General features: G+C 60.2%; 7 protein-coding genes. 2 read left to right on the top strand and 5 right to left on the bottom strand.

Annotation, left to right across the window (positions count from 1 at the left end; all coding sequences use genetic code 11):
* The first annotated feature begins 115 nt into the window (after window positions 1-115).
* Window positions 116-1519, top strand: a complete 1404-nt coding sequence (ahcY, locus tag ACYQ1P_RS05365) for an adenosylhomocysteinase (protein WP_460019315.1) — start codon at window positions 116-118, stop codon at window positions 1517-1519.
* Here ahcY and ACYQ1P_RS05360 read toward each other — a convergent pair.
* Complete coding sequence (locus ACYQ1P_RS05360) at window positions 1513-3933, bottom strand: DUF192 domain-containing protein (protein WP_460019314.1); 2421 nt, start codon at window positions 3931-3933, stop codon at window positions 1513-1515. The two genes, ahcY and ACYQ1P_RS05360, sit on opposite strands and share 7 nt — an antisense overlap.
* Window positions 3934-4074: 141 nt before the next feature.
* On the opposite strand from ACYQ1P_RS05360, the gene ACYQ1P_RS05355 reads away from it, so the two are divergent.
* Entirely contained in the window at window positions 4075-7668 is a 3594-nt protein-coding gene (locus ACYQ1P_RS05355; RefSeq protein ID WP_460019313.1) for a PAS domain S-box protein, read from the top strand.
* A 7-nt stretch (window positions 7669-7675) separates the two neighbouring features.
* Here ACYQ1P_RS05355 and ACYQ1P_RS05350 read toward each other — a convergent pair whose 3' ends face one another.
* The 4 genes from ACYQ1P_RS05350 to ACYQ1P_RS05335 form a co-directional block, all read right to left on the bottom strand.
* Entirely contained in the window at window positions 7676-8215 is a 540-nt protein-coding gene (locus ACYQ1P_RS05350) for a PEP-CTERM sorting domain-containing protein (protein ID WP_460019312.1), read from the bottom strand.
* Between the two features lie 137 nt (window positions 8216-8352).
* A complete protein-coding gene (locus tag ACYQ1P_RS05345) occupies window positions 8353-10629 on the bottom strand; it encodes a nitric oxide reductase activation protein NorD (protein WP_460019311.1) in 2277 nt (758 codons plus the stop codon).
* 14 nt (window positions 10630-10643) lie between these two features.
* Complete coding sequence (locus tag ACYQ1P_RS05340) at window positions 10644-11450, bottom strand: CbbQ/NirQ/NorQ/GpvN family protein (RefSeq protein ID WP_460019310.1); 807 nt, start codon at window positions 11448-11450, stop codon at window positions 10644-10646.
* A 126-nt stretch (window positions 11451-11576) separates the two neighbouring features.
* Window positions 11577-12245, bottom strand: coding sequence for a glutathione S-transferase family protein (locus ACYQ1P_RS05335; RefSeq protein WP_460019309.1), 669 nt, complete (start codon window positions 12243-12245; stop codon window positions 11577-11579).
* Between the last annotated feature and the right edge of the window lie 103 nt (window positions 12246-12348).

Here is a 12348-nt window from a genome sequence, read left to right as displayed (position 1 = left end):
GGCCCATTTTTCAATTTGAATATGCAAAATTGATCACATGACGGGTGACTTGCCCCGGCGACTCCAGCCTGCTACACCCCTGCCAGCCTTTTTATTGGGATTTCAGGAGACCGCCATGAGCACCCCCGACTACATTGTCGCCGACATCACCCTGGCCGATTGGGGCCGCAAGGAATTGGATATCGCGGAAAGCGAGATGCCGGGACTGATGGCGACACGCGAGGAATTCGGTCCGTCGCAGCCCTTGAAGGGGGCACGGATCGCCGGATCCCTGCATATGACCATCCAGACGGCGGTGCTTATCGAAACCCTGACCGCGCTTGGGGCTGAAGTGCGCTGGGCTTCCTGCAACATCTATTCGACCCAGGACCATGCCGCCGCTGCCATCGCCGCCACCGGCGTACCGGTGTTCGCGGTCAAGGGCGAGACGCTGGTGGACTATTGGGATTACACCCACCGGATTTTCGAATGGGCCGACGGCGGCACCCCGAACATGATTCTCGACGACGGCGGTGACGCCACCTTGCTGATTCATCTGGGCGCGCGGGCCGAAAAGGATATTTCGCTGCTCGACAATCCGGGCAGCACGGAAGAAGAGATCCTGTTCGCCGCGATCAAGAAACGCCTTGGCGAGCAGCCCGGCTGGTATTCCAACATCCTGAAGAACATCCGCGGCGTCACCGAGGAAACCACCACCGGCGTGCATCGGCTGTATGAAATGGAGCGTGCCGGAACCCTGCCGTTCCCGGCCTTCAACGTCAACGATTCGGTGACCAAATCCAAGTTCGACAACAAGTACGGCTGCCGTGAATCGCTGGTCGACGGCATCCGCCGCGCCACCGACGTGATGATGGCCGGCAAGGTCGCCGTGGTGGCCGGTTATGGTGACGTGGGCAAGGGCTCCGCCGAGAGCCTGCGCTCCGCCGGGTGCCGGGTGCTGATCACCGAGATCGACCCCATCTGCGCCTTACAGGCGGCCATGGAAGGCTTCGAGGTGGTGACCATGGAAAACGCCGCGCCGCGCGGCGATATTTTCGTCACCACCACCGGAAACGTAGACATTCTAACCACCGACCACATGGCGGCCATGAAGGACCGGGCCATCGTCTGCAACATCGGCCATTTCGATAACGAAATCCAGGTGGCGGGCCTGAAGAACTACAAATGGACCAACATCAAGCCGCAGGTGGACGAGATCACCTTCCCCGATGGTCATCGGATCATTCTGCTGGCCGAGGGGCGGCTGGTGAATCTGGGCTGCGCCACCGGCCATCCGAGTTTCGTCATGTCGGCCAGCTTCACCAATCAGACCCTGGCCCAGATCGAACTGTTCGCCAACAATGCCGACGGCAAATACGGCAACAAGGTCTACGTGCTGCCCAAGCATCTGGATGAAAAGGTGGCGCAACTGCATCTGGACAAGCTCGGCGTGGCGCTGTCCAAACTGAGCCAGAAGCAGGCTGACTACATCGGCGTGCCGGTCAACGGCCCGTTCAAGGGCGAGGCCTACCGCTACTGAGCGGGATGCAGCTTGATGGCGGCACCGACCCGGATTCCGAGCCGTTGGGCGGTGCCGCCGTTGAGTTCCAGCACCGCGATGGCATCCGTCTGGGGCTCCATGACCTGAGTTGAACGTGGAAGGGTATCCGGGATGATTTCGGTAACCCGTCCTTCCACCGACAGGAACAAAAGGTCAAGCGGGATGAAGGTATCCTTCATCCAGACTTGCCAACGCTTCGCCTCCTCGGATACCAGCAGCATACCGTGATCCGCCGCCAGACTGGTGCGCCATTGCAAGCCTTGCTCCCGGGAGCTTGGCGTTTCGGCGATTTCCACTTGGAATGACGCCGGACCCGTTGCCGTCTCAATTTCGAGGCGACCCTTGCGGAACATTGCGTTTGCAGGTGCTGGCGCAGGGACTCCCGTGAGTTGGGCCTTGATCGTTTCGTCCACGGGCATCAGGCGTTCCAGACCCAGATTGAGGGCGCGCTGCATTCGGGCGATCCCGGCTTCCCCTTGATCGGAGCTGTTCAATAATGCCAGCCCGGAAAACCACAGGGCGATGGGATCGTCCGGGTTGTGGGCATAAAGCCGCGACGTGAGGTCTCGCAGGCGGTCATTGTCGCCACGGGACAACAGATAAGACAGATAGGGCGCGGCCAGATCGGTGCGGTCGGGGGCCCGGTCGAGAACCTCGAACACCCGCTGTTCCCAGGTCCGCAGATATCGCGCGACCAGTTCGGCCGTCGCACCGTCGGCGGCCAGAAAGGCCAGATCCGATTGGCTGAGAATCGTGGCGATACGCAGCTTCATCCCGGCGTCGTGGCTGAGATAATGCTCGGAAGCGCAGGCCAGACCGCGCAGGTAGGAGAGCATCTCGGGACTGGGCTGCTGCTGTTGCTGAACGGTTGATTGCACCACCTTGACCAGCGTCCGCAGCCGATGGCCCAGATGTATGCCCCCCCGACCATGATCCTCATAGATCTCTTTGCAGGTTCCGACTGTCGGGTCGGCGGGCAAGGGGGCCTGCATCGGGGGCGTAAACTTGAAAGCATAGGGGACGAATCGGGCCGACTCGATGCCCGCCGCCAGGGACAGCAGACTGAACAGGGCAACAAAAAACAGCGGCACAACGGGGGGCAGACGTTTCGGTCCATTCACGGGCCGGGCCAGACCGGCCACGGCCAGCGCCAGAATGGGCAGGATACCAATGAATATGAACCAGGTGGCGGCCACCGCGGCCAGACTCAAGGCCATGCCGAATGCCAAATAGGCATACCGCTTCCGACTGCCCAGAGGCAGGATGGCATAGACTCCAAGGGTGAGCAGCAGAGCAGGAATGCCGCCCCCCAGCAGGGCTTCGAGCACATAATTGTGGGAGTGGAAATCAACCCGATGGATGGCATCCCACCAATCCCGAGTAGTAAGTTTGGAAACGCTCAACGGGTCATCCACCAGGATGGCCCATTTCACCGGCAGGTGGATGGCCAGTTGATCGGCGTAGGAGCCCCAGCCCAGACCGGTCAGCCAGGAAAGGGGCTGACTGCCCAGAGCCTCCCAGACCACATGGGCCAGGTGATGGCGGGAACGCACCGAATTGGCGAGACCCGCCAGACTGCTGGTCCCGGTGGACAGGTCCGCCAGTTCGAACAGACTGACCAGCAGGGTGATCAGCAGCGGGGCGGCCATGACACCAGCCAGCGCCAGCCAAGGCTTTTTCCCGGCGGACAGGGGGAAATACCGATAAACCAGCAGCGCCAGGGGGGTCAGCATCAGCATGCCAATAGCGGCGTTATTGCTCGACACAACGACGATGCCAACACAAAACAGAGCCGCCACCAAGGCGCGGGGCAACAACGGAGCCTTCCACAGGGTGGCGACGGCCCCGCCGATGCCGATGCCCAGAAAGGCCATATAGTCAGCGAAATAATAGGGGGCCACAGGATTGGGAATGCCGTTCATGTACATCCAGGTGGAGATGGCGACAATCAGGGTCGCCACGACCGCCACGACCAACAAAATGCGGCGGTACAACGGATATCGAATGAGCACCAGGGCCGCCGCGATCAGCAGCGCCATGTCCATGTACCACAGCACCCCCTCGCCAATTTCCGGCGAGCCGAACCAGGATTGAAGCGGCAATTCCTGCCAGGGAGAGACCAGGGCGCTCCACAGGGCCAGGGCGGCGGGGACCAGCACGAAGGGATGGATCAGGGCACGGCGGGCGACGGCATGGGTCTGGGCCACCAGAACAAGTCCGATTCCGGCAAGCCCCGAACTGATGCGCAGCGCCAGAACAACCGGCTCCGATTGATACCAGATGCCGAAATTAAACGGATAGCTGGCCATGAAAATGGATATCAGCGCCAGGATGAACCCCAGCAGCATGAATAGCAGTCCGGCGCGTCGCACATTTGGCATGGCGTGAATCATCCGTTGCAGCTCCTCTTGTCGCTGTTTATAGCAACTCATGCCCCTAGGGGAAGGCATCCCAGGGCGATTTTCATTGCAATGCCTCGAAAGAAGTCAAAAACTACATGGCCAGCGAATTTTTATGGAATTGAAATACCCAACATGAGCCACAAACCGGACAAAATACAAAAAATGTTCGATGGCGTGGACGGTACTCTGATGACCTTGCTGGAGGTTTCTCCGGCCCCCATTGCGGTGATCGTCGGGGCCGAGCAGGAGGTGGTGTTTCTCAATCGGAGCTTCATCGGCAGCTTTGGTTATACTCTTGAGGATATTCCCGATGTGTCCCACTGGTGGCCGCTGGCCTATCCGGACAAGGATTATCGGGAAGCCATCCGCCAGGAGTGGCGGTTGCGGGTCGAAAAGGCGCAGCAGACCCAGACGGCCATCGAGCCCATTGAGGGTGTGGTCCGCTGCAAGGACGGGCGACGCCGGGTCATTTCCTTCATGGCGGCCACCTCTGGCAGCTTGACCTTCATCATCTTCAATGACCTGACCGACCGGCGCGGGATGGGTGACTATCTGCGCAATATGCAGGCCCGATTGGAGAAGGCGCAGTCGTTGGCCGGCATCGGCAGTTGGGACTGGAACGGCGAGTCCAATCAGTTGCGGCTTTCCCCCCAGGCGCAGCAGATTTTGGGGATCTCGCCCAATTATAATGGCGAGGGCTTCACCGCCTTGCTTGAAATGACCAAACAGACCTGCCGCGCCGACCTGGAGGCGGCCCTGAGGGCCTGTCGGGACAACCGGGCGGCCATGGTTCTGGAGCATGAGATCCTGCGGCCCGACGGGGCGACGCGGATCGTGCGCCATCTGGCGGAACGGACGGTCGACAGTGTGGGGGGACCCTTGCGCCTGGAGGGGGTGATGCAGGACATCACCGAGGCACGACAGGCGGAAAGCGACCTACGAGCCAGCGAGGCGCGGTTCCGGTCCCTGGTCGAGACCACCCGCGCAGTTCCCTGGCAGGTGGATGTGAAAAGCGGCAAGTTCATTTATGTGGGCACGCAGATTGAATCCTTGTTCGGCTATCCATTGGAAAGCTGGGTCGACATCCCCTCCTGGGCCGAGCGCATTCATCCAGAAGATCGCACCTCGGCCCTCTATCACTGTATTAGTGAGGCCCAGCGCAGCCGCGACCACGAGACCGAATACCGGTTGCGGCACAAGGACGGGCGCTGGATCTGGGTGCGCGAAGTGACCTCGGTGATCACATCCGGCAGCGGCCAAAAGGAAATGATCGGCTATTTCCTTGATATTACCGAACTCAAAAAGGTGGAACAGGATCTGCGCCTGGAACGGGATTTCACCGACGCGGTGCTGGCCACCATCGGCTCTCTGGTGGTGGTGCTGGATCGCACGGGACGGATTGTGCGTTTCAACAAGGCCTGCGAGCGGCTGACCCAATATAAGGCAGAAGAGGTATTGGGCGAAAAGGTCTGGTCGCTGGTGCTGCCGCCGGAACGGCTGGAAGAGGTGGAGCGGGTTTTCGTCAACCTGAAAGCGGGCCACTTTCCCAATCGCCACATCAATCCCTGGCTGGACCGGTATGGCAGGGAGCATCAAATCGACTGGTCGAACACGGCGCTGTTGGACGAGGCGGGGGACGTGGCCTATGTCATTGCCACCGGCATTGATATCACCGATCGGCAGCAGACACAGAGGGAACGGGACCAGTTGATCGAACTGTCCCAGGATCTGGTCTGTTCGGCCACCCTGGACGGCGAGTTCCGGCTCCTCAATTCGGCCTTCGAGCGGGATCTGGGTTTTGCTCGCGATGAGTTGCTATCCCGTCCGATGCTGGATTTTGTCGATCCCCGGGACCGGGAGCGCTCCCAGGCGGCCCTTGACCATTTGAAGTCGGGACAAAATCTACGCAACTTTGAAAACCGCATGTTGACCAAGGACGGTAAAACCGCCTGGCTGTCGTGGAGCGGGACGCCTGATCTGGAGGCGGGTCTGAGCTTCAATATCGGGCGCAACATCACCGAAGCCAAAGCCGCCCAGGCGGCGCTCAAGCAGGCTGCGGAAGTGTTCGAAAAGACCCGGGAAGGCATCCTGATCACCGATTCTGAGCGACGCATTGTGCGCGTCAACCGGGCCTTTTCCGTCATCACCGGCTATGCGGAATCCGAGGTGATCGGGCGCCGCCCGGAGGAGTTCATCAGCTCGGGTCACCATGACAAAAATTTCTATAGCCAACTGTGGGCCGAAATCGAACAGCGCGGCAACTGGACTGGGGAGATCTGGAACCGGCGCAAAAATGGTGAAGTCTTTCCCGCCTGGCAGAACATCACCGCCGTCACCAATGCCAAGGGCCAAGTGGAGCAGTTCATCGGCATTTTCTCGGACATCACCGAAAAGAAGGACAGCGAAACGCGCATTCAGCGTCTGGCCCACTACGATGTGCTCACCGATCTGCCGAACCGTCTGCTTTATTCGGACCGGCTGGCCCACGCCCTGGATCGGGCCCGGCGCGGCAGTGGTCTGCTGGCCCTGCTGTTCATTGATCTGGACCGTTTCAAGATGGTCAACGATTCCCTGGGCCACCAGATGGGCGACTTGATGCTGCAAACCCTGGCCGTCCGTTTGAACAATTGCCTGCGCGAGGCCGACACGGTGGCCCGATTGGGTGGCGATGAGTTCACCGTCATCATAGAAGATGTGCACGCCCCGGAAGAGGTGGGGCTTTTGGCGCAAAAGATTCTTGACGAAATTCGCCGTCCGGTGGACCTGGACGGCCAGGAGGCGGCCATCGGGGCGAGCATCGGCATCAGCCTTTATCCGCGCGATGGAGAGACTGCGGAAGAACTGGTCAAACATGCCGATACCGCCATGTATCGGGCCAAGGACAAGGGTCGCGACTGTTTCGTTTACTACACCCCGGAGCTGAGTCAGGCGACGGAGGAGCGGTTTCATCTGGAAAGCCAATTGCGCAACGCGGTGGCCCACGGCGAAATGGAGGTCTACTACCAGCCGCAAATCCATCTGGAGAGCAAACGGCTGGTCGGGGCCGAGGCGTTGCTGCGCTGGCATCATCCGGGCGAGGGGCTGATTCTGCCCGGACGGTTCATTCCACTGGCCGAGGAAACCGGGCTGATCCATTCGCTGGGGTTATGGGTGCTGCGCCAGGCCTGTTTCCAGGCCAAGGCCTGGGCCGATCGCGGCCTGCCCCTGCGGATGGCCGTCAACGTCTCCAATCGTCAGATTTCCCAGGGCGACATGGTGGGGGCCGTGTCCCAGGCCCTGGCCGACAGCGGCCTCCCGGCCAGTCAACTGGAACTGGAAGTGACCGAGAGTTTTGTCATGGAAAATCCGGAAGTCGGGATCGAGACTCTGAAGCGGCTGCGCGATCTCGGGGTCTGGCTGGCCATCGACGATTTCGGCACCGGCTATTCCAGCTTCTCCTATCTCAAGCGCCTGCCGGTGGAGCGGGTGAAAATCGACCGCTCCTTCATCATGGACATCCCCGACGATCAGGAAGATCAAGCCATCTCCGCCGCCATCATCGCCATGGCCCATGAATTGGGGCTGGGGGTGACGGCGGAAGGGGTGGAAACCCAGGCCCAGATGGATTTCCTGATCCCCCATGCCTGCGAGGAAATGCAGGGCTTCCTGACCTCGCGCCCGATCCCGGCGGACCAGTTCGAGATCCTGGCCCGCCAACTGCACCCGGCCGACCTGCCGCCCCAGTGAGGAGAGATCAGACGGCCCGACGGCGGCGTAGAACGCTGAGACCGGCTAGGCTGAAACCGAGCAACGCCAGCGACGAAGGCTCCGGCACCTGCCCCCACTGTTGTCCGGCCGAATCGAACGACATGCTGTTGAGGCCGTCGTAGCCCATGTAGGCCGAGAAGGAGCCGACGGCCGTCGTGCCGCCGTACAGATAGTTGCCCGCCGTCAGAGTCTGGATCAGGTTGTCGCTGAAATCGAACAGTGAGATCACCGCATTTCCGATCACCGGGGAAAAGCTGAGATTGTTGGCCCCCTCAACGAACAGACCATTGATCGTTCCGTAATAGGAGTTGGCGCCAGCGGAAAGGCAGTTTCCGCCACAGGCCGTGACCAAGCCGTTCGGGCTGCTCAACAACAAGCCATCGGTGGCGAACAGGTCGCCGGGAACGGGCGTGTCCTGAGTGTAGCCGGACCCAGACAGGGAGAACGAGATGGTGGTGGCCTGGGCCGTGGTCTCGACTCCCAGCAGCAGGACCACAACGGCGAGTGACTGGAGTAGCTTGTTCATTGTTGTTTCCTTCCAAGGCACATACGAGGTGTTTCTAGAAGGACACGCAATAAACGAGCCATACTGCAACACAATGTTATTTCAAGATAATTATTTCAGATCTATTCCAAAGTGTAAAAAAATATGACTCTTCGACCCTATTTTGTCAGCGCCATGAACAACTGTGGCAATTTTTCCGGCAGCCGCGCCACATTGTCGATCACCGTATACTGGCTACCGAAAATATCCCGAACGTATTGATCGGCGGTGCGGTCAAGGTTGATGCAGTAGGTATAGATGCCCTTCTGACTCAATTCCTGGACCGCCTTGTAGGTATCCTTGGTCAGGTGCTGGCCGTCGTTGACGTCGATATCCGAGGGCTCGCCATCGGTCAGCACCAGCAACAGCTTTTTGTCGGCCTTGCGCGCCGCCAGCCGTTCCCCGGCATGACGCAGGGCGGCTCCCATGCGGGTGGAATAGCCCGCTTCGATGGCGGCCAGACGTCCCTTGACTTCATCGGTCCAACCCTCGGTGAAGCCCTTGATATGTTGAAAGCGGACTTCGTGGCGGGTGTTGGAAGAGAACCCGGCGATGGCGAATTCATCGCCCAGCCGGTCGATGGCCCAGCCGAGCAGCGACACCGCCTCCTGGCTCAGTTCGAGCACCGATTGGCTGCATCCCTCAGGGATATCACCCACCGATTGGGACAGGTCCATCAACAACGAAACCGCGATATCTCGGCCGTCGGTGCGATGGCTCATATTGATGCGCGGGTCCGGCGTGGCCCCGGAGCGGAAATCAATCAACGAGCGGATGGCCACATCCAGATCCAGCTCCGAACCATCTTCCTGGTAGCGCTGGCGCACGTACTGTTGCGGCTTCAACAGGTCGAGCATCTGTTTGAGTCGCTTGGCCAACAGGGAATGCTTGGCCAGCAGGCCGTCGATCTTGGCCGAATCTCCAGGGCGGTGCAGGCTTTCATAGAGGCTCACCCAGTCGGGGCGATAGGTCTTGCTCTGATAGTCCCACTCCGGATAGTGGCGGGGCGGCAGGCCCTTTTCCTCGTCCTCTTGCTGGGATTTGGATTTGTCCTTTTTGTCGAACATCTCCTCTTCGTCGCCCAGTTCATAGAACTTCCACATATGCCGGTTGTCGTCGCGGTAATCGACTTCCGTATCGGTGAAATACATATTGGCTGACTGATCCTGTTGCCGCCGGGTGCGGGCGATGAACGACACGGCAATGGCGGCGGCCTCTTCGGTCGAGCCCTCGCCATCGGCCAGCATGTCGTGGAAGCGCCGGACGAATTCCAACAGGTCCTTGTTTTTATAGGGGTGCTCCGCATCGAGCACGGCATAGGAGAACATCGCCAGCCGATGGCGGATGCAGGATTCCACCTCCGGGTTGCAGCCATCCTCGGCCGGTTTGGGATGCAGCTTCTTGAGCAGGGTCCGCAGGCCTGGATATTCGCGCATGGCCAGGGCTTCGACCCGGCAATCCTCAACCGTTTCCACCGCCACCCGCTGGAAGGGGCTCAGGTTGTCGGCAAAAATGGCCCGGGTCCAGCGCCGGTGAGCCGCCATATGGGCCAGCAGCGCCCGGTAGCGGTCGGTCCCGGCGACGCCGCCCGCATCGCGTCCGCCGTCCAGATCGTCATAGACATCGGGCACCCGGATTCCCAACTCGTCGTAATAGGGCAGCGGTTTGCGCAGTTCGTCGAAGCCGGTGGAATAGGGCACGAAATGCACCTTTTCCTGCCACAGGCCGCGCATGTAGAGGCTCATCTTGCGTTCGTTGTCGGCAAACAGGGTGCCGTGCCGTTCCCGTTGCAAAATGGCCTTGGAATCCGCCGATTGCAGACAGAAATAGTCCTTCTGGCGCTCCGGATGGTCCTTGTAGTGGCGTTCGCCGTAATCAACCCAGTTCTTCAGTCCCTCCAGGGAGAGCTGATTGAGCAAATAGGGCATCTGATTGAGCATTTCCGGCAGGCCGGGACTGGGAATGGTGGTGTGATGTCCATGGATGGAGGAGGTAGTCGACTCCATGAAATCGAACAGCAGGGCGATCCAGCGGTCCAGCAACTCTGCCGAACCAAGCCGCCGCGACGCCTCGCCCAGAGACTGTAGAAACGGCAGGATGCATTTGCCGTTGGGGGTGCGCGACATTTTCCAGACGGCCTGGCTGATCTTTTCGATTACCTCTTCGCCCAGCCGCTGGGCAATCACTGGCATTTCGCCCAGATACACATGCACCGGCTCATAGCCACGCCCGATCATGCAGATCAGCGACGCGCCGTCGAGCAGGGTGCGCACGGCCTCCGGCGAGAGGCGCTGGGTGGCGTCCTCCATGATGCCCGTAAAGGCGGTGTCGAGTTGCTCGAAGCCGCATTTGAGCTGGGCGCGGAAGTCTTGCAGTTCGTCCGGGCTCAGAGCCATGACGACTCCTCCCCTCAGCCGAAGACGGCGTCGATGGAATGCTTCAAGGTAGCGGCGATTTCCGCATCGTCGGTGATCGGCGCGACCAGCGCCATGCGGCAGGCTTCATTGGGTTTGATGCCTTGCTTGATGATCCGCGCCGCGTAGACCAGCAGGCGGGTAGAGATGCCTTCGTCCAGCCCGTGGCCCTTGAGGTTGCGGGCGGTCTCGCCAATCTTGACCAGCCTGGTGGCGGTGTCGGCGTCGATGCCGGTTTCCTTCGTCAGGATTTCGACCTCGACCTTGCCATCGGCATAATCGAAATTGAGCCCGGAGAAGCGCTGCTTGGTGGATTGCTTGAGATCCTTCATCAGGCTCTGGTAGCCGGGATTGTAGGAAATCACCAATTGGAAATCCGCGTGGGCGTGCACCAGTTCGCCCTTCTTATCCAGCGGCAACGTGCGCCGGTGATCGGTCAGCGGGTGAATGACCACGGTGGTGTCCTGGCGCGCCTCGACCACTTCGTCCAGATAGCAGATGGCCCCGATGCGCGCGGCAACGGTCAGCGGCCCATCCAGCCAGCGGGTGCCGTTGGCGTCGAGCAGATAGCGTCCAACCAGATCCGAGGCCGTCATGTCCTCGTTGCAGGCTACAGTGATCAGGGGCTTTTTCAGCTTCCAGGCCATGTATTCGATGAACCGCGACTTGCCGCAACCGGTCGGCCCCTTGACCATCACCGGCAGCCGTTCCGCGTAAGCCGCCTCGTACAGGGCCACTTCGTTGCCGAGGGGCTGATAATAGGGTTCCTCGTTGATCAGGTACTGGGCGGTATCGACGGTCATGGGACGCTTCCTGTTTGCGAATGGGCGGGCAAGTTCTGACGCACAGGATAACGTTTTTCGTATATAAGGGAAAATAATAGTTTTTTATGGATTGAGAAGTTTTGCTTTATGTTTAAGCGAAATTTCTCAGAAATCCAGGTCCGCATAATGTTTGGGCGGCGAGACACCGGGGATATGGTCCGACAGCAGGGCGCGGAAACTGGGGCGGGACTTGATCCGCGCGTACCAGTCCTTGGCCGCCTCGTGTTCGGCCCAGGGCACGTCTCCCAGGTAATCGACGCAGGACAGATGGGCTGCCGCCGTGATGTCGGCCAGCGAGAAATAGTCCCCGGCCAGCCATTTGCGGCGCTCGGTCAGGAAGCCGATGTAGTCCAGGTGGTAGGTCACGTTGCTCTTGCCGGCGCGGATGGCGCGGCTATCCGGGGTGCCGAGGCGTAAAAACCGCTTCATGATTTTTTCGCCGATCAGGTTGTCGGTGACCTCGGGGCCGAATTTGGTTTCGAACCAATCCACCAAGCGGCGCACCTCGGCCCGGGCCAGGGGGGCCGCGCCGAGCAGTGGCGGCTCGGGAACGATTTCATCCAGGTATTCGCAGATCACCCGGGCCCCCGATAGAATGGCCCCGTCCGCCTCCTCCATCACCGGCACCTCGCCGGTCGGATTGAGGGCCAGGAAGGCGGGCCGACGCAGCCAGGTCTCCTCGATCTTCAGATGAAAATCGAGCTGCTTTTCGGCCAGGGCAACCCGGACCATGCGGCTGGGGGCAGACAGCCAGAAGTGATAAATCGTGCGCATGATCCTCTATTTACACGGCTTAACGTCAATGCTCACGTCTTTTTGACGACATCGTGTCTTTGCAAAGACGGCCCGGGGGGTCACTCTGTTTTGAAAGAGGAGA

The organism is Magnetospira thiophila (genome assembly GCF_054657015.1).
This window is presented reverse-complemented; position numbering and strand designations above follow the sequence as displayed.

What these genes read in the sequence shown, in the direction of transcription:
- ahcY (WP_460019315.1), top strand. Translation starts at nt 116, where the DNA reads ATGAGCACCCCCGACTACATTGTCGCCGACATCACCCTGGCCGATTGG.
- ACYQ1P_RS05360 (WP_460019314.1), bottom strand. Translation starts at nt 3,933, where the DNA reads ATGATTCACGCCATGCCAAATGTGCGACGCGCCGGACTGCTATTCATG.
- ACYQ1P_RS05355 (WP_460019313.1), top strand. Translation starts at nt 4,075, where the DNA reads ATGAGCCACAAACCGGACAAAATACAAAAAATGTTCGATGGCGTGGAC.
- ACYQ1P_RS05350 (WP_460019312.1), bottom strand. Translation starts at nt 8,215, where the DNA reads ATGAACAAGCTACTCCAGTCACTCGCCGTTGTGGTCCTGCTGCTGGGA.
- ACYQ1P_RS05345 (WP_460019311.1), bottom strand. Translation starts at nt 10,629, where the DNA reads ATGGCTCTGAGCCCGGACGAACTGCAAGACTTCCGCGCCCAGCTCAAA.
- ACYQ1P_RS05340 (WP_460019310.1), bottom strand. Translation starts at nt 11,450, where the DNA reads ATGACCGTCGATACCGCCCAGTACCTGATCAACGAGGAACCCTATTAT.
- ACYQ1P_RS05335 (WP_460019309.1), bottom strand. Translation starts at nt 12,245, where the DNA reads ATGCGCACGATTTATCACTTCTGGCTGTCTGCCCCCAGCCGCATGGTC.